The organism is Burkholderia sp. AU33423, assembly GCF_002223135.1.
GTDB classification, from domain to species: domain Bacteria; phylum Pseudomonadota; class Gammaproteobacteria; order Burkholderiales; family Burkholderiaceae; genus Burkholderia; species Burkholderia lata_D.
This window is the reverse complement of sequence record NZ_NKFH01000005.1, coordinates 609654-628894: the sequence shown is the minus strand read 5'-3', so window position 1 is coordinate 628894 and position 19241 is coordinate 609654. Positions and strand designations below refer to the sequence as shown.

The 19241-nt window shown below is 59.8% G+C and carries 12 protein-coding genes; 6 read left to right on the top strand and 6 right to left on the bottom strand.

Features of this window, described 5'->3' with window-relative positions:
* Window positions 1-304 precede the first annotated feature (304 nt).
* The 5 genes from CFB50_RS15420 to CFB50_RS15400 are packed head-to-tail and all read left to right on the top strand — an operon-like array spanning window position 305 to window position 10615.
* A complete protein-coding gene (locus tag CFB50_RS15420; protein WP_089446428.1) occupies window positions 305-2053 on the top strand; it encodes a hypothetical protein in 1749 nt (582 codons plus the stop codon).
* Window positions 2054-2056: 3 nt separating this feature from the next.
* A complete protein-coding gene (locus tag CFB50_RS15415) occupies window positions 2057-4387 on the top strand; it encodes a hypothetical protein (protein ID WP_089446427.1) in 2331 nt (776 codons plus the stop codon).
* A complete protein-coding gene (locus CFB50_RS15410; RefSeq protein WP_089446426.1) occupies window positions 4380-7919 on the top strand; it encodes a helicase-related protein in 3540 nt (1179 codons plus the stop codon). The genes CFB50_RS15415 and CFB50_RS15410 overlap by 8 nt, the downstream gene beginning before the upstream one ends.
* A gap of 2 nt (window positions 7920-7921) precedes the next feature.
* Complete coding sequence (locus tag CFB50_RS15405; RefSeq protein ID WP_089446425.1) at window positions 7922-9826, top strand: hypothetical protein; 1905 nt, start codon at window positions 7922-7924, stop codon at window positions 9824-9826.
* Window positions 9827-10615: a phospholipase D-like domain-containing protein gene (locus CFB50_RS15400; RefSeq protein ID WP_089446424.1), complete on the top strand. Its 789-nt coding sequence runs from the start codon at window positions 9827-9829 to the stop codon at window positions 10613-10615. It abuts the gene before it with no gap.
* Between the two features lie 48 nt (window positions 10616-10663).
* On the opposite strand, the gene tnpC is transcribed toward CFB50_RS15400, so the two are convergent.
* The 6 genes from tnpC to CFB50_RS15370 all read right to left on the bottom strand — a co-directional run bounded on the left by tnpC (window position 10664) and on the right by CFB50_RS15370 (window position 18444).
* Entirely contained in the window at window positions 10664-12220 is a 1557-nt protein-coding gene (tnpC, locus tag CFB50_RS15395; RefSeq protein WP_089444703.1) for an IS66 family transposase, read from the bottom strand.
* A gap of 31 nt (window positions 12221-12251) precedes the next feature.
* Window positions 12252-12602 (bottom strand): IS66 family insertion sequence element accessory protein TnpB, encoded by a 351-nt coding sequence (tnpB, locus tag CFB50_RS15390; RefSeq protein ID WP_027810102.1) that lies wholly within the window; start codon window positions 12600-12602, stop codon window positions 12252-12254.
* The gene (gene tnpA, locus CFB50_RS15385; protein ID WP_144020614.1) at window positions 12578-13054 is read right to left on the bottom strand and encodes an IS66-like element accessory protein TnpA; all 477 of its coding nucleotides are present in this window, start codon (window positions 13052-13054) and stop codon (window positions 12578-12580) included. Before tnpA ends, tnpB begins: the two co-directional genes overlap by 25 nt.
* A gap of 402 nt (window positions 13055-13456) precedes the next feature.
* A complete protein-coding gene (locus tag CFB50_RS15380) occupies window positions 13457-16789 on the bottom strand; it encodes a hypothetical protein (protein ID WP_144020658.1) in 3333 nt (1110 codons plus the stop codon).
* Between the two features lie 643 nt (window positions 16790-17432).
* A complete protein-coding gene (locus CFB50_RS15375; protein WP_089446422.1) occupies window positions 17433-17708 on the bottom strand; it encodes an MbcA/ParS/Xre antitoxin family protein in 276 nt (91 codons plus the stop codon).
* A 25-nt stretch (window positions 17709-17733) separates the two neighbouring features.
* Window positions 17734-18444 carry a hypothetical protein gene (locus CFB50_RS15370; protein ID WP_089446421.1) on the bottom strand — a complete coding sequence of 237 codons (711 nt, stop codon included), beginning with the start codon at window positions 18442-18444 and terminating at the stop codon, window positions 17734-17736.
* A gap of 95 nt (window positions 18445-18539) precedes the next feature.
* Here CFB50_RS15370 and CFB50_RS15365 point away from each other — a divergent pair, with 95 nt between their 5' ends.
* Entirely contained in the window at window positions 18540-18785 is a 246-nt protein-coding gene (locus tag CFB50_RS15365; protein ID WP_089446700.1) for a helix-turn-helix domain-containing protein, read from the top strand.
* The last annotated feature ends 456 nt before the right edge of the window (window positions 18786-19241 follow it).

The window sequence follows — 19241 nt, the reverse complement described above, 5'->3', positions numbered from 1 at the left end:
CAGGTGACATCCCAGATTCGAGCAAATTCCTTGAACTTTCAAATCATTGGCTATATCGTGGTCATTGCGCTAACGGTACTTGCGCGTGCTGTGCATTGCCCATAAATTCTCCAAGAAGCTGCGCGCTGTCTTAGGTCCCATGTCATCGCCTTCATCTTCACCGCTTCACAGCGCTTCGAATCTGCTTTCGCGTGTCGATTGGCGACGCGTGAGTGCTGCTGCGCAACGCGAGCTTCACAACCGTGAGATCCACGCGCCGGTTGTATCTGCGTTTCGCTGGTGGGCCCGTCGCCCGCACAGCGTTATGGGAGCCATTCTCGACGCTGCGGTTGACATTTTTGGCGATGACATGACTGTGTCGGACCCGTTCAGCGGTGGAGGCACGGTGACTTTCGAAGCCGCAAGGCGCGGGATCAAGGCGTACGCGCAGGACCTCTACCCGTGGCCGACGACCGGGTTGGCTACTGCGCTTACGATGGTCGATTCTCAGGTTCTGGAACGTGCAGCCTCCGCGCTGCTCGAGCAATTGAAGCCGTTACGTGCCTTGTACTGCACGCCGCAGGGCTCGGAGCTGTCGCACGTCATACGTGTGCGGTCAGCGACGTGCGTGGGCTGCCGCAAGCAATACTTTCTTTTTCCCGAAGCGCTGATTTCGGCCGCTTCGCGCAACGCGAGCGAAAAGCACGCGTACTTCGGCTGTGCGTCGTGTGGCGCGGTCGCGCGGCGCTCGCGGTCCATCGCGAGCTTTGGTTGCTCCGCTTGCGGTGACCGCTTCGAAACCGGCAAGCCTTTGACCGGTTGCCCGCACTGTGGACGGCCGCGCGGCGATGCTATTGGAGATGCGAGGCCCGAACATTGGCACGCCGTACTCGTACAGGAGTTGCGCATCGAAAGAAAACAGTTGCGGGCGAGATTGCGACTAGTCGAGCCCGCCGACCCGGTCGGGTTCACAAGCGCGTCAGGCCTGCATTCGGCCCTTGCGGTGCCACTTGCCGCTGGCATCGAGACGCAGCGGCTTCTCGACGCTGGTTTCCGCAATTGGGGCGACCTGTACACCGAGCGACAAGCACGAGCGGTTTTCGCCGCCTTGGAGCATGTGTCCGAGTGCCGGGAGTCGTCCGCGGTCAAAGATAGACTCGCCCTTGCCATCATTGGGGCGGCGGAAATGCCTGCCTTAGTGAGCCGCTGGGACCGGTATCACCTCAAACCCTTCGAGGCCACAGCCAACCACAGGTACTATAGGGGAACGCTCGTGGTCGAGTGCAATCCGCTTTCGCCGGTCGGAAGGGGCGCGCTTCCTCGACGCTTAGCCAGTGCCACCAAGGCGATTCACTGGCTCGCGCAGTCTTCAAACCCGACACCCCGGGTCGTATCAACGATTCCTAGGCGTGGTGGTCGCCGACCTACGCGCTGGGACGTCCTCGTTGCCACGGGCAGCAGTCATACCCAGGCCTTGGGAGATGGTGCGGCCAACATCGTCCTGACCGACCCGCCGTACTTCAGCGATGTCCAGTATGGGGAGCTTGCACGCCTCTTTCACGTTTGGCTGTCGATGTATTCGCCTTTCGCAACGCCTGACGAAAACCTGGAAGCCGTGCCGAACACGGTGCGCGGCGTGTCGGCCGGCGACTATGAGGCTACGGTAGCGCAGTGTCTTGCCGAGAGCCGCCGGACGCTGCGTGCCGACGGTCGGCTGATCCTCACGTTTCACAACAAGAAGCTCGCCGCTTGGCGCGCGCTTGCTGGCGCGCTGCACCGAGCGGATTTTGACGTCCGCGCCTTGGCCGTCGTCCACGCCGAGAACGGCAACGACCACTGCAAGCGCGGGGTCAACGCAATGCTTCACGACTTGGTGCTGGAGTGCGCACCCGCCGCAGGCGGCCGTCGCGTTCCAACGCTTGCGTTCGAGCCCAAATCTGCCGCCGAGAAGAACTTGGCAGCCATCGGCCTTTCCGTCGCCGAGAGCATTCGAGCGGGCGATTCGAGCCTGATCAACCGCCTTTACAAGAAGCGCATCGGGGATATGCGCGGCTGTCCGCAATTGATCGAGTAGCGCATGTGGGCCAGCGCCTTTCAAATTTCGGTTCAGCGCGTGACGCATGAACTGCTATCTGGAAGTGTTCTCCCATTCGATGCAAAGGCATTCGAGAAGGTCAGCGCGGCGATCGCCGTGCGCGCGACACTGTGCGCGAAGCAACTGGCCAAGCCGCTCTTCTTTCTTGTGCCGGGTGCCACACCCAGCACGGCCCGCCATGTAACTGCGGGCCTGCTCATCGGCAACCACGCGCACGCCAACGGCGGTGGGATACTGCCTGACACCGATGTCCGTGCCATCTTCAAGGGCGATATCGTTCTCGTCACCCAGGCGGTTACGCAGAGCAAGGTTGATCTCGCGCACCTGCCTATCGCGTCGCAGGTGCTTGCGGACATTTGGGAGGTTGCACCGCTCACGAGACATGCTGCACCGAGAACCAACAAGCCAAGGCTATATGTCGCCAACCCGGGCTGGGTTCTCGAGAACACCATGGCGCGTCGATTTGGAGCGGTGATCATCGACGCATCGCACCCACGAACGCTGGCGAGCCTTCGGCCCCTTTTCGATGCGGCAAGGGGCTGCACTTCCAACTGCTTTGTCGTCGCTCCACCGCTACCGCGGTACATGCTGGCGAAATTCGGCTATCCGGAGAAAGCCGCCGTATGGCTCTGGGATCCGCAAGCCATCGTCGATGCGGATCGCGCAGTCGAAATCCCAAACCGGAGCGCGCTGAACAACCCTCCTCGTGAGCTCTGGGTCTGCGACAGCGACCCGGAGGTCGACAAGGTGCTATCCCTAGCATTCGACCTGATGGCGAGTGCTTCCAAGCGGGCGGAGGGTCGTTACTACCCAGGCCTGAGGCAGGCTTGGTCGATCATCAACCGTCTACGACAACTGACGGCGCCGCTGGTACAGCTTGAGCAGATCGCGGCCGAGAGTTGGGCCGGAGGATTGCGCGCGCGAGTGGAGGAACTAAAGGACGTCGCCGGATATGGTGACCCCATCTGGGAGACGACGTGGCCTGCGATCAGAGACTCCGTCGAGGCGGCGTATCGGTTGTTCTTGAAACGCAACGAGACGCCGAAATTCTGGGCTCTTGCCGCGCGAGTGTCCGATTTACTCGCTGACGGCCCCGAACAGATACGCGTGGTCGTCCCGTCAGCTTCGGACAGGGACCTTCTCGTCCCAATGCTTGAGGCCACAGTCGACAGGATTTCCGACGCGCTCGGCGAAGGGCGACTGGAAGTCGCGACGGCGGCCGAAGAAGCCCGGCTGATCGCGGACGGCAGACCCGCACAAACACTGCTGGTGGGTCAGCGGCCATCTGCGTCGCGTTACCTCGACATCTTTCCGAGCGCAGCCGTCGAAGAATTCATTTATCCGTTCGAGCAGGACATCGAGGCGGCGAGCCTCACACGGCTCTACAACGGCATCGAACAACTGGAGGCCGAAGAGGAGCGCTTGGCGCTACTGTCGAAACTTGGGCTGAACCCGTCGTCCAAGGCGAACGCGAGCGCCGTGCCTTGTCGACAGGCGATCCTCATCAAACGCGGCCAGGGTCATGCGATTTCGTTGGTGGCGAGCGCCCAGATCGACGGCAAACTCGACATTGACGAACTCGCTGGCGTTGACGTTTCGATCGAGCATATTGGCGCCGGAGGCGGCTCGCAGCAGGATTCGCGCGCCGGAACTGGAGTTGAGGTCACTTTCGTTCGTGGAGGCTCAGCCCACTACTACCCGAATGATGCGGTGGACGTCTATTTCGATGCCACTGATCAGATGCAGCGCATGCCTGCAGCCTCGCTTCAGGCTGGCTGGCAAATCATTACGTTCGTGGATGGCCGATACGATAGCCTCTTTCGGCGTATCACCGAGGCTGTTCACCAGCGGCTTCCCCCGAGTGAACAGATTGCACTGAAAGTGTGGGAGGAAGCGAAGGACCGTCTCTCGGAGAAGTTCCCGATCAAGACGCTGCTGCACGAGCACCTCGCGGCGATGGGGTTGTCATCAAACTACTACGCCGTTGTCGCGTGGTTCCGCGATGACGACTCCGAGGTCCTCGCTCCGCAGCAATATGAGGACTTCGCCGTGGTCGCAAAGGCGACTGGAGTGTATTCCTCGCCCGGATTGATGAAGCACACCTTCAACTGCATCCAGCGCGAACGAGGCCGCAACCGGGCGGCGGGACGGGCACTCAAGAAGCTGCTGCGCGCTATCCAATCGGGTGAAGGGTACCAGGACGCGCTTGAGAGCGCTCGGTCAATCGACGCTTCGGTCGCCGACGCGCTAGCAGCCGTCGAACTGCTGGAGGTCAAGGACGTGCGAGTGCACGAAGGAGCTGGTCATGGCTGATGAAGCGGTAGATTCCCCTTACGCTCCAACGTACCGAGACGAACTCGCGCTTGTCCGTCACCTTGTCGGTGTGCTCGAGGAGAAGCTCGCGGGCCGGGACAGCGTTCGACGCGTGAATACCCATCCGCTGGACTGGTGCCACTTAGGAATTCTCGGCCCCGTGAAGGGCGGACATCATCCGGTCGAGCTCGAGGCCGAACAGGTCGAGGCGGATGCCGACCCAACAGAAAGCGTGGCGCATGCCGCTTCAGCGAAGGTGGCTGCCGCGCCTGCCCCCAAGGCCGCAAGCGAGGCAGAGGAGGGCCAACCTGTTCGGGCGCCGGTCGAGGGGACCGAGGATGTCCAGGGAACGCGGCGGCCACCCTCGGCGTTGGGCTTTGAAATCCTCTTGAAGCCAGACGAGCAAGGCATTATCGAGATTGCGGTTGATGCGACCTTCTGCATCTTCTCCAAGCACCTGCCTACGCTGAGGGAGCAGTCGTCCGTCCTGGAATCAGGCGTTTCGGCGGGTGCACCGCTCGTCGAAGTCGTTCAACGTTGGCCAATCCAGGTTCCAGGGGTCGTCTTCCGGGTAAACGTCGGGGAACGTCGCAGCGTCCACGACGATGGCGTCGTCCAGGCGGAATTGGATCGCACCGTGGCGCAGGCTGCTTCCCGTGCCGACGCCGAGCGGATCTGGCCGGGCAACAGGCCCAAGCTCACCAACCCAGACGTTCTGAAGAACGAGACCAACTTCACCTCCCACTTGAATTCGCTCACAGGCGGGCTGCAGGTGGATCGCTTGAACCTCGAGGGGTCGCTGGAGCTTCGTGTGTCTCCCAGGCCCGACGGCCTTGTTCGCGTCGGTTGCTACATCTGCAACGACACGCCGGAGACGCCGCGCGACGTCAAGGGTCGTGGGCTGAAGGACGCGTTCCTGATCATGGGTGACGCTGCGCTGCACGCCGTTGTCAACGTTGGCGAGTTGCACCCCATCGAAATCCTCCCGGTACCCCAGGATTACCAGTACGACCGCCGGGTGTGGGCGGTTGGCCACAACGCCAGCGTTCGGGTCAATCGGGAGACGAAGGAGTTCAAAACGGCTGCGCTCGCGCAATTCAAGCAGATCAGGATCGCAACCGTCGATAGACCCCGGGCGAAATTTGCCGACCTGGCCGCAGACCCATTCGCCGCGCTGCAATCGATCTACGCCGCAATGCTGGAGTATGAAACCGATTGGTGTGAGCGCGTCCTCGCGAGGAACGCTCTCGGACTCGATCCGGATGCACTCGAGCAGTGCAAGCGCGATCACGCCGGCTTCGTCGACGAGATTCGACGCTTTGCCTGTGGAATCGCGGCGCTGCGTGCCGATGAGCGCTTGCTCGCTGCCTTCAAGGCGGCAAACCGCGTCTTCGGCAAACTCGCCAAGGGATACGGCTCCTGGCGCTTGTTCCAGATCGTGTTCATAGTCACGCAACTCCCATCCCTAGCGATTCGTGAGGGCATCTCAGCGGGCGAGTTTCCCCAAGGCCAACGCCAAGAGTGGGGCGACACGCTGGATTGGGGGGACGTGCTGTGGTTTCGCACCGGTGGCGGCAAGACCGAGGCATATCTTGGCCTGGCATGCTGCGCGATGCTATACGACCGCCTGCGTGGCAAGGCGTTTGGGGTCACGGCTTGGCTTCGCTTCCCGCTAAGGATGCTGAGCATTCAGCAACTGCAGCGCGCGATGGGTGTCATCTGGGAAAGCGAGCAGGAGCGGCAGTCTTTGCTTGGAGTGGAAGCTTCGAAGTCCGACCCCATCCGCCTAGGCTATTTCGTGGGCGGAACCACCACCCCCAACAGCGTCAACAAGGAACTGCTCGAGAGATACACGACCGAGGATAGCTTGGAGGCGCTTCGCGTGATCCCGGACTGTCCTGCTTGCGGCGATAAAGGCATGGTGAAAGTCTCCATCGACTTCGTTCACTTACGCTTCCAGCATATCTGCGGCGCCTGCAAGGCCGAACTACCGCTCGACATCTGCGATGACGAGGTGTACCGATACTTGCCAGCGCTGGTCGTCGGGACCATCGACAAAATGGCCACCGTCGGCATGCAGGTGAAGTACGGGATGCTGTGGGGCGGCGCGAAAAAGCGCTGCCATTTACACGGGTACGGTCTCACCCAATACTGCTCGGCGTTCGGCTGTACCGTAGATAAGTCGAAGCAGAAGCGTTCCCCGGTAACGCCCTACGATCCAGCGCCCGCGCTCCACATCCAGGACGAACTCCACCTGCTTCAAGAAGAGCTCGGCGCCTTCGCCGGTCACTACGAGACCCTGGTTCGATATTGCGAAAAGGCAATCAGCGGCCGTCCCTCCAAGGTTGTTGCCGCGACCGCCACCATTGAAGGATTCGAGCGTCAGGTCCAGCACTTGTACGGCGTGAAGAACGCACGGCGTTTTCCTGGCCGTGGATACGACCGGCACCGAAACTTCTACGCCGAGCCGGATCTCGACCCGCGGGACGGAGAAAAGACGGCGCGCCTGTTCGTGGCATTCAAGAGTGCATCGTTGACGCCCGCCGACGCATCCGCCTATTGCACCGAAATCCTGCAGACCGAGATCACGAATCTCGTCCAGAATCCGGAAGCGGTACTAGCCATCGTCAAGGACGCGCAAACGCTTGACGACGTCCGCGCCCTGCTGCGCTACTATACGACGACCCTCAATTACGTCGGGAGCCTGCCAAGAGGCTCTCGGGTGCGGCAAGCGTTGGAGGATGCCGGCACCAAGGTACGGCCCGGCGGTGCCCGCGAATTCAACGTTGAGTACCACTCTAGCCGCTCCACGAGCGCCGAGGTTGCAGACGTTGTTCACCGCGTCGAGAGCCCGCCGCCGTGGCAAGACAAGGGCTTCCTCGATGCTCTCGTCGCCACCAACATGATCAGCCATGGCGTGGACCTTGAGCGCGTCAACCTGATGGCCATGGACGGCGTTCCGGAGGAAACTGCCGAGTACATCCAGGCATCGAGTCGCGCCGGCCGAAAGCACGTCGGCATGGTCGTCGTCGTGCTCGCCGGATTCTCGGTCCGAGCCGCGAGCATCTACCACCGTTTCCTCGAATATCACCAGCACCTGGACCGGATGGTCTCTCCGGTACCGGTGAATCGTTTTGCCAAGTACGCGGCGACGCGAACACTGCCAGGCATTGCGCTGGGCGTCATCTACGGTCGCCATGCGGCCGAGACCGGGTCGTCGGCGTTGAACAAGCGAAACGAGGTCGTAAATCTCCTCAACGATCTGGGCGCGGGCTTCCTCGATGAAGTCAAGGAGGCCTATTTTCTGGGAGAACGCATCTACGACGACCGGTTGGAGCGAGCGCTGACCCAAACGCTCACGGATGGCCTAGAAACTGTCGAGATGTCCATTCGCAACAGCCACGAAGACTACGTCAAGGATGCGGTGCGCCCCTCGCCGATGACGAGCCTGCGCGACGTCGAGGTGGGTGTCCAGTTCTGGCCCGACACGGACGCCAGGCTGCTCATGTACGTGCAGAAGATAAAGGAGTAGCAATGGCAACCGGCAAGGGATTCAAGCGCGGCCAGACTCAGGTGCTGTTCCGACACCTGCCGCAGGCAATGTTCGAGCACGACGACTACGGGCTTTGCAAGGTGACGAGCGTCGTACTCGACGATGTGGTCGTCAATGAGGGCGCGTTTTTCGACGCAATGTCGGACGCCCTGGCTGCGTGGACCAATCCCCGCTACGTCGAGAAGTATCCCGACCCTCGGGATCCTGCGAAGCGGACGAAGTATAGGATCGGCACGGCGCGCCAGGTCAATTTCGCTCCGTATCCCGAGGTCTTCATCTGCCGCAAGTGTCAACGAACGGCGCGGTTCTCTGACTTGCAGCGACGTGGCGCGACTGCCTCGGCGGTCTGCAGTGTCTGCGGTCCTGCCGGCCGAATGACGCGCCTGCGTTACGTCCAGGCCCACAACTGCGGCCGGCTCGAGGAGATATTTCTTCCCACGCAGCGCTGTCCGAAAGGCCATGGACCCGAGCACCTCGCGCTTTACGACCCTGGGCGGGTCAAGCAGGCCCGCTGGTTCTGCGCGGCGTGTCACTGCGACATCCAGGGGCTGCGCATGACGCCTTGCAAGTGTGCATACAGCGATTCCTTGCCGCCGAAGCATTCCGAGAGATGGTTGCGGGTCGTTCCAACGGGTGACCCGGCCCTTTACATACCGCATACCGTCGCGTTCATCAATTTTCCCGAGGAAGCGGAGATCAAGCTCAAGGCAGCGCTGGACAGCGTGGCCTTCATGCTGGCACGAACCTGGGGCCTTCTCCACGAACCCGTTACGAAGCTTTTGCTCGATCGCGAGCGCGCGGCCAAAGACACATCGAGCGGCTTGGCCAACGAGGCGATCGAGGCGCTTCGTGCGATGAAGCCCGACCATCCTCTCGTGAAGGAGCACGACGCGAGAGTGGCAAAGCCACTCGGGCAGGACGTTCTTGATCGCGTCGATGGTCTTTTAGGGGGCCGGGGCGCCGCTTCCAAGGAGGTCCCGCGGCGGTGGCTTGTTGAGCACACAACGCTGATGGACAAGACCAGCATCAGCACGACACGCGACGTCGCCGACATGCTTCGAACGCGCGGTGACGTGGTCGGCGCGGCCGACATCGAGGAGGCCGAACACAAGGCTCATAATTTGATGGGCATCCAAGCCATTCGCGTCGTGAGCGACTTTCCGCTCGCGCTTTGCGCGTTCGGCTACACGCGAATCATGCGCGACCCGGCGCGTACGGTGCTCACGCCGTTCCCGTTGGACGAGCGTGGGCGAATTCCGATCTTCGCATTGAGCTCGGAAACCGAGGCGCTGTGGTTCCAGTTGGACCCCGTCCAGGTCGCAGCTTGGCTCTGCAACAACGAGCTCGCCGCAGGCAAGCCACCCGCCGACGTTCCGTCGGCATGGGCATGGGTCTACAGGAATCTGCCGGGGCTTCGCGTGGCGCAATACGAGCCCGCCTATGCCGACAGAAACTCGGTCGCGGTTCGCACGCTGCTGCATTCGATGAGCCACATCTTCTTGCGGCGCATTGAATGGAGCGGATTCTCGCCATCGAGCGTCGGCGAGTATCTGCTGCCGGGTTCATTGTCTTTCATCCTCTACGCGAATCGCTACGCCGACACGAAAATCGGTGGGCTCACAACTCTGTTCGAGCAGCGTTTGAACACCTGGCTTTGGGACGCGGTCCAGACGGGGCGGGAGTGCATATACGACCCCCTGTGTGCTGACGATGGAGGAAGCTGCGCCGGCTGCACGCATCGCGAGCACAACTGCGTGCTCTTCAACCGGGAGCTCTCGCGCGCGACCTTATACGGCGGGCCAACGCCGCCTGGTAGCGAGCTAGAAGGTTTCGGGCTGCGCGTCGGCTTCTGGCAGAGGGCGTTCCTCGCTGCCCCCGAGCAATAGATGCGCACGATCCAAAGAGTTGCGGAAGCGCTGAATGACGAGGAGGGCGTCCGACGGCTCGGGCAGGCGCTTTGGATGATGGTTGGAAAACCTGTGGACCAGGCGCGCCTGTTCTGGGCAAGGTCACTCTTGGGTTGTGACGGGGACCGGCTGCTGTGGGCGGCGCTTGTCGAATATGGAGCCGTTTCCGAGGCTGATCCGCATCTCAAGCCGGAGGCGGTCGCCGACCTGCTTTGCTCGCTTTGGGGAACGGGATCGCCGCAACCAGGTTCGGGCCGGCTGATCTGGACTTTGCCGCCCCAGCTCCATCTGCCCGAGATCGAGGAGTCCTACTATAGGGCCGCAAGAGAACTTGTCGAGGGTGCGACGAGAACACTGATGCTCGTTTCCCCGTATCTTGAGCCAAGAGGACTGGGCCGCCTGCTCGAGCCGTTGATTGCCGCACTGCATCGTGGCGTCGCGGTTGTTCTCATAACGCACGACGCAGATCTGCGGTCATCGCTTGCTTCTGCATCCATCGAGGAACTGCGGCGCACCGCAGGTGGCCTCGCGGGCCGACTGACCGTATACGCAGCGGTCGATGCCGAAAACACCCTCCTTCATCCGAAGCTCATCATCACGGACGACGAGCGAATGTCGATCGGCTCCGCGAATTTGACGGGTAAGGGCTTTGCTTCGAATTTCGAAGCCGGAGCGCTGCTGGGGGCGTCTGCGGCCAGAGACGCTTCCCGGGTCGTGGCAGCGCTTCTGGCAAGCAACCTCGTAGTTCAGGTCTTCTCCACGGTGTAGCGCACGGATCGCGGCGGATGTCCGTATGCGGTCTTTTAACGACACCCATCAGAGGTTGGGAGTGGCAGGCATGCTCCATGGCATGAGGGCCGCGTAGTCGTCGGCGGTTGCAGCGAGAGGCAGCTTCGTGAACAGCCAGACGAGGTAGCGATACGGTTCGATGCCGTTCGCCTTGCACGTCTCGACGAGGGAGTACAGATTGGCGCTGGCCTGCGCGCCGGCGACAGTGTCGGAGAACAGCCAGCCTTTGCGGCCGACGACGAACGGTCTGATCGCGTTTTCACACAGGTTGTTCGAGAGTGGCCAGTTGCCGTTCTCGATGTAGCGGACCAGCTTGGGCCATTGCCCGCTCATGTATTGCAGCGCCTTGCCGAGCAGACTCGACGGCACGACGGCGGGCAGATGCTCGACCATCATGCATTCGACGAGGGAGAGCGCTCGGGCGCTGTATCGGGTACGCAATCGCTGCCGGCGTTCAGGCGTCCACTTCGCGCTTCGCGCCTCGGCCGTGAACAGCTTGCCGATCAGCTTAACGAAGCGCGTCGCCAGCAGATCCGATGAGCGTGCCGCTTTCGGCACCGACTCCTCGGCCTTGATGAAGCCGCGGCGTACATGCGCCCAGCATCCGAGATGCACGAGCTGGTGATCGTGGGCGATGCCGTTATAGAGTTCGTACCCGTCCGTCATCAGCACAGTGCCGGGCTGCACGCCGGCATAGAGCTTCTGCGCATGTTGGGCACCACGTCCCGGCGAGTACGAGAACATCCGCACGGGCGGCCCTGAGCCGTTGACCTGCGCCCACAGGTAGCTCTTTGCCTGCGGCCTTCGTCCCGGTTCCTTCAGCACCTGGAACGTTGTCTCGTCGCCGTAGATCAGGTCGGATTCGAGCAGCGCGTCACGCATCAGGTTGATCACCGGCTGCGTAGCAAGCCCCACTCGCACCACGCTAGCGGCCAGCGTGTTCGACGAGATGTCGCCGCCGAAGCGACGCAGCAGCGTGGCCTGGCGATACAGTGGCATGCCGTATTGGTACTTGCCAGTGATGATCCACGCCAGCGCGGATTCCGTGAGCAGCCCGCGAGGGATGATGCGCGTCGGCGCTGGCGTGACCTTAATGCCGAGATCACAGCAAGGGCAGGCGTACTTGACCCGCTGGTGCTGAACGACGCGCACTTGCTCGGGAATCACGTCGAGCTGTTCGCTCGTTTCTACGCCAATCTCGACGAGGGCGTGGCCGTCGTGCGCGCAGAATCGTTCAGCTTCTGGCAACTCGTGCCGCACGACCTCGCGCGGCAGGCTCGGATTGAGTGGTTTGCGCCCGCGCTTGCCGCGCGTGTGGGCGGCGACCGAGGTGCCGGGCACGTCTTCACGCGCGGGCGCGTCGGCAGTCGCCGCCAATGCCTCTGCTTCGTTGAACAGGCCGAGCTGGTCGGCATGGCGCGCCTCGCTCGATGCACCGAACAGTTCGTGCTTGTAGGCCCGCAGCTTCTCTTCGGCCAGATCGCGCTGGGCCGTCACGAGTCGAAGCTCACCGCGCAGCGCATCGCGTTCGGCGAGCAGTGCCTGGTATTCCTCAACACTCGGCATGACGGGGCTGTTCGGCATGGCCGATTAGACCATGTCACCCGCGCGGTGTTCAGCTCATCCGCGCGTAATATCGCTGGGGATGCTTCTGGATCACGGCCAGGTCGATGCCGTCGAGCAGCCAGTGCAATTGCTCGGCGCTGAGCGTGATTGTGTCGCCTCCGTTCGGCCAGATGAAGCGATCGGCTTCGAGTCGCTTGAGCAGCAACCAGAAGCCGTTGCCGCCCCAGCCGAGAATCTTGATTCGATCGCGCCGGCGGTTGCCGAAGACGAACAGCGCCGAGGTCATCGGGTTCAGGCGCATCGCCTGTTCGACCAGGATCGACAGTCCGTTGATGCCCATGCGGAAGTCGACTGGATCGCGATGCAGATAAACCTTCAGCCCTTCGTCGAACCGGAACATGGCAGCCTCCCGAGCATTTGCACAACGGCCGTCAGTTCATCGAAGTTCGCCGGGCCCAATTCTAAGGAAACGCCGTTTGGCAGGTGCACATTCAGTGAGAATGCCGCAGCCAATTTAGTCGGAGTGGGAGCAACCGCGGAGGTGACGACCTGCATAAAGGCTGATTCCTCAGGCACGCAAGCCGCCGGCAGTTCGACGCGAGCCTCTCGTGACGGCTCCGTCACGGAGCTGACTATCTCGCCCGCGGCTTGTTCGCGCTGATACTTGGAAATCCACGTCCGAACGAGGTTTGGATTGACGTCGTGCTCCATGGCCGTCCGCGCGATCGACACCCCGGGCTTCAGACACGCCTGTATCAATTCGCGCTTCGCATCCTCGTCGTACTTACGCCGTCCGTCTCGCTTGCGATCGACCACCAATCGGCTCTGCAAACCTCCGCGTTGCTCGTTCATGCACACCTGTCCACGCTCATTGAACATGGACACGTAGCCTCGGTGAATCAGCCTCGCCGTGCAATGGCGTCAATCAAAGAGCGCTTACGGATGTCCGTACGATCGCATGTTTCTTTGCTTTTCGCCGCGACAAAGTCCGCGAGACGTGACTGCTTGCGCAGCGGGGGAACGCCGATACTGTAAGGGCAGCCTGCTTCGGCAAGAATCGCCTAACCCGCTTTGCGGAGACACTGTCGTGCAACGTGGCTGCTGCAACCCAAAGCGGTTACTCGTTTTCGCTGTTCGAGAGGCCGCATTGCGGCCCATCCTGCAAACTCGCTCCCCTTCCACGCTGCAAAGGCGATTAGCCTACTGGCGTTCCTAAACTAACGACAGCTGATCCTTCAATAGAACACTGTCTAATCATGACGATCCACGCGCGCGCAAGGATTTTAGCCATTCCAGTGTCTCGATAACAGGCGGATTCGGTTGGTCCGCTGGGATAAAGGGAGGCTCATCCAGACGCAGAACTGTCGCGGCCAAGTCGTTGGTGCCAATCTCCCACGCGTTGATTACGGTCAGATTGTGCTTTCCGATAGGCAAATCGAAGACGGGGTCGGGCGGAGCCATCTTGTTTGGCAGGTGGGCAGGAAGCAGCACATATCGACCGTGACGCGAATACTCCTCGAGGAACAGATCGAGGTTCTTCGTGGTCCTCGGGTACATCCGATTGAAGCGTGAAAGGAAACCGATAGTTTTTCCGCTTGAGAACGGAACATTGGCGGGGTTTTGACTCACCATCACTGCATAGGCAGCGGGATTGCCGCGCGAAATGCCGCGGACGATGGTGATTTTAAGATCGTCCTTGACATCGTCATCGCCATACCGCTTACGCCATGACTGGAAGATGTCTTTGGCAGCCGAAATATTCTCGTAGGCGAATCCCAGTATGGGAGGCGGCATATCGGGTCCGGGCGGGAACCCCATGAACAGGGTCCCGCTCCATTTCGCCTTGTCCCATTTCTGTGTGTCGATGGGAGAAACCCAGCGCGTGTTCGAATGCTTTGCCTTTGCCGCAGCGAGTATTTCTTTCGGCGCAAGGCCTTCGCCGCGTCGCGTGTCGTCAAACGACTTATCGAGTTCCCGAAGCGGTGCGGGAAGCCATTCTTCCGTGCGCTTGACCACATATGTGCGGTCAGCAGGATCGATCCAATCGGAGATAGAAAGCAGAACGCGATCACCATGCAGGTTACCAAGCATGATGGGAACGTTCGAGAATGTCAGTGCGCGATCTAGGGCCCGTTCGTCTTCGAATAGTGCCTTACCCCATGTCTCGACATCTTGAGGGGCGGCAAAGCGAAGAAAGATTTCGAGGACGGCGTCCTTCATCCAATTCGGAAACGACAGCAAATCCTCTTTGGTCTTATATTCCATGACCATTCGATGTGTGATCGTGCCGACAGGCTCGCCGTCGACGTCGGCAAACTGCAGAAGAGGCGCCAGCCCAGCGGCATCAGAGGGCCCAACCCGCAACTGTAGGTGATCCACTTGAGGAAGAATTCGATGATCGAGGCTCGTCGCAAGCAAAGCTTCGAGAGATCCGAGTACAGCTTCACCGATTCCCATAGAGACAAGATTGTTGGCGCACACCACCTCGATGCGGCATCCGAGCACGTTGGATGTCAACGTGACGGTTTCACCGACTGCGAAGTCTGGAATGGGATACTCCGCTTTCGCGCCGTAGTTGCGCAGGTTACGCATGAAGGACTCTGCGCCTTCGGACGTTTCCTGTTCCGGAATCCAGCCCTCCGTTCTCAAGATACCTTCGTTGCCCATCAAGTAAAGCAGAGCAGCGCGGGCCATCGGTAATGCGAGCCGTTCGAGCGCGTCGGGAAGTTGAGCGATTTCGGTCATTTTATTGACGGGGAATTGCAGAAGCAGCGCCGCGATTTCCATCATGTGCGCTTCCTGCACCCTCTCGAGATGGCGACGCTGCCCATCCGTGCGTGCTTGCGCATTGCGCACGATCATTTCGAGCTCGTGCGCGCTTAGGATCTGTGGAACGCGGCCCAGTTTGCACTCGGTATCGAAGTACCTAGACAAGACCGAGGCGCGCAGCGCGCCGATGTTGCCGTATCTTTTGAAGGCTGAGAATTCCTGACTGACAGCGGCGAGGGTGTAATTCCTTGCTGCCCAAGGAAGTCCAACTTCCTCGAAGGCCAAACCAGCGCCTATCAACGCGTTGATCAAGGCGTCCTCGTACTCATCCTTAATGAGCAGAGCGACAGCACGTCCGAACCATCGGATTGCGTCGTATGGCAAGCCCTTCCCAAGCTTCTGGTACGCGCGTTGGACATTTTTAGTTGCAGCCTCGCCTTCGCTGCTGCGTACCGCGAGAGCATCGGTGATGGTCTCGAACAGCGTGTCAAACTCATCGCTGTCAGCAATGAACTCGCCGATTTGTGTGAGGGCATCTGCGATGCTGGTGAACGGAAATGTTCCTAGCCCTCCAGCTCTTTTGATGACGTCGGTGAACGAGACCCAGATGTCCTTGAGCTGGTCGTCACGATGCTCAATGCCTTTTTCGGAGACGCGGGTCATCAGCAACAAGGCTTCGGCATGCAGGGCATTGTTTGGGCGATTGGTTTGCCCCACCAGAGATTCCAGTGCAGTTTTGAGTGCAGTAGTCCGGACCTTAAGTTTTCCTTTCGATTCGTCCAGCAAGCCAGTACGTACACTCACGCGTACCAGGGGCAGAAGGTTGCTCAAACGCTCTAAGTCGTTTGCATCGTCTGAACCGAGAGCGAGATGTTCGACGTCATCGTAGAGTTCAGACGTGCGGATGTAGTCCTCAAGCCAGAAATAAGAGGTCCATGCCCACTCATAGGCAATTGCCAGTTCAAGCTTTTTGATATTGTGGTCTCGCGCGAGACGAAGTGCTCGGTCAAAGCGTCCATTCACGTCAGCGGGCGCACGCTCTAGTCCTCGTGTCAGAAGCGCGGCATGCCGCGCATCTTCTACCAGCGCTGCAGGTTGCGCCTGGTATTGCGAACCATCGGCGATCTTTGCCTCAAGCGTGTCGAGCTCTGCTGCACGGGTGGTATCACTGGGGCCAAGTTTCTTTGTGTGCTTCTCGGTACCCTTGCCAACGCCAAGCTCCTCGACGGCAATGTCCATGCTGTCGTGCTTGAAAACTCGGTCGAGGAGCCACGTGCGATCCAGAATCGTGACTGGAATGCCATGTTGCTTGAGAAGTTCGTCCTGCAGGTCAGCCGACTTTTTTGCGGGGACGAACTGGTTTGTCACGCAGATGATTTGATCATAGTCGCGCTTGGTGCCAGCGATTGCGGCAACGTCCGACTTTATCTTTGGTTGCCAGGTCTTTTTGGCACTAAAGGCGAAGGCTTTGCGCTCGCCGGCTTTGTCGTTGTTGGGAACGAACCATCGCGCTGAGATTTCACCCGACACAGGGAAAGTCTCTGCGTCAGTCTTACCATCGCCTCCGCCAACCGGCCCCGTCTGTGGACGAATATTCGGTGCGATGAATTTTTCGCATAGGCGTTGCGCGAAATTCTCGAATGCAGTTTCGTCCTTTTGATTGGTGAGTGTTTCGAGGTGGTAGGACAAGATCTCGCGCTCTACCTGATATTCCAGTTCTGAAATCGAGTCGGAAAACAAGTCGGGGTGACGTTCGCGCATGTAACGCGACGGCGAATACCCAGGATTGCCCAGCGCGTTTTTTGTTTGTTCGGTCATGGTCCGAAACACACAGGATTGGAATCAAAACATCATAAGCTTTCGTGACTCCGTTCGCGAGAGGAAGTCGCCTTCTTCTCTTGTCAGCCATTGCAATTGCGATCGGGGAATGTCCGCTTCTGGCTGCGACCAGCCCGATGTGGGCGGTGTTCGCGACGCCGTCGCAGTTGTTCATCAGCTGCCGAAATGGGTGTTCACGAACCACCGTTCGTGACGTGTGTGCGAACATTCGAATACGCACCTGTCTTGGGCCTGATCAGTCCAGCACCGCAGCAGGTTTGCGTTGCGCCGGTGTTGCAGCGCGACCGCGGCGACCGATACCCCGTTTCCTTGGCAGGCAGCCACCACATTAACCTTTAAGCCCTCAATGCAGCGTCGCCGGTGTCGACGTTCCGCGAGCGTCCCTTCGTCGATAGAGTTCACGCGGCCGCTTCGTTAGGTGGGCACGATATTTCCAAGAGCTTTACACAAGCTCATGACGGCTTGCCCGGCCGCTTACGACCTTTGCGCGCCGGACGCGCCACGGATAGAGAAAAAGGCCCGCTCAGCGACCAGGCCTTTGAAGAGGTGGGGCGGAGAACATACTGCGGAACAACGTCCAAATCGGTATGCCCCGTTCCCTGCCTTCTGTCACGGTATAGGGTCACCAGTACGTGCCGGATTGGGCGCTTGCAAGAATCCTTGACACAAGATCAATATCGCCGGGAGTGTCGAGATATTCCATGGGGGGGCGCCAGTTCAACGCCGGAACCGGCGTGCGTAACCAGTCTTCGAGCCATGACCGCGCGTCGAATTCCGCTGGGTTTCCCGATTCTTCTACTATCCGCTGAATTTGAGCCGCAAGCATTTCGACTACAGCCGACGGTATTTCGTCCTTTCCGGCAAGCGGCAATGGATTCTTGTCATCGCTTTCAGCCATCGCAATCCTCGTGAAGGTACCTACATTACTTCGAACGCTCCCGAACAATTCTTTGACCAACGTCTGTCAAGTGAAACGAAAGTGCGCGGCCGCTTCCATCAGCACCTGGCAACTGCACTAATAGCAGCCCAATCGATACGAGGAAGTCAGTTTCCCCCTTCTTTGCTCCAAGCTGTTGTCGATTGCAGCCGGGAAAATCACGCACGCGCTGCAGGAGAACAAGATGATCGCCACCAAGTGCATTTTCCGACTGCCACGCGAATAGCCGATGGTGGTGGCAATACCAAATGCCTGAGGCTGCTTTAGCTTCCGCAGTTTGCATTTCCTGCGGGTCGTAAAAGGTCAGCATGCGTGTTTGCCGGCAACCTTGTTGCATGCACGGCAGAAAGATCATGCCCGCGCCATCACTAAGTTCATGGTCCGCCCATCGCCGAAATGTCGTTTCATCGACCTCATAGCGCTCGGCCGCGATGGTCCCCGGATCTCTAAACCAGTCGGAAAGTCTGCGAAGTGGAACAGTAATGTAATCGCCTCGATACCGCACGTCCACCGAGCCCGTCAGCATAAGTGCACTGACCAGATCGAGGTAGCCACGGGAGACATGTCTGTCACCGGCATCGATCGCGTCGAGCATTCGCTCGAAGTGGGCTAGCCCAGCTCGCACGTCCGCAACCGCTGACCGTACTTGCGAAAACACCTCGTTAAGGTGAACCCCCTCTGCTGCAGTTTGTTCCATAGCACCTCGGACATCTCTACCGATACAACCGTCGGCATTCGATTTGGGTCGTAAATGCCGTGGCCAATTTGGCATGGTACCTCGACCATATCTTGATGGAAAGGGTATCTGGTCGAAGCGACTCGGACGAGCATCTCAAGGAAGTGGGGAGGTCCATTCGCGCTCGCAGATTGGAGCTCGACATTACTCAAGAAGTGCTCGCCCACCTCGCGAACATAGACAGAAGCCACATGGGCAAAATCGAGCGTGGCGAACGCAACGTTACGCTCCTGAACCTGTTCAAAATTGCGCGCGCTCTCTCGTGCCGGCCTTCAGAATTGCTGACAGCTGCAGGACTATAAGAATGCTCGTAACCTCCACAAAAATGCTTGAGCATCATTGACTGCGGGGTCCGATTTTTGATGCTCAATCACTGATTGGTCCCTCAGACCTATCCCCAGTCGCTCATGTCGTGGTGCTATGTTGTCCACCGGTGCTTAGACTTGTTCCCTGCTTGGGGGATCGCACGTTCGGCGGCTTGCCAACAACGAGCGAAGAACCTACCGCTACCCACAGAATCGTCCAGAAAGCAAATTTTTGCTCTGGACAAGGTGGCTTGCTGGCGATAACCTACAAAAAGCCAAGGTGACGAGTTATGAGCGCTATAAGCCATGGGGAAAGCGAGCCTCTATCAACACTTTTTAGTGTGCATAACCGTTCTGATCGGCAAGTCGGCATCCCGCATCACGATGGGCCCGAACGTCCGAGTCAAGCCAGTTGCTTGGCCCGGGCCTTCGGGCCTTGTTTCGTTTACGTCG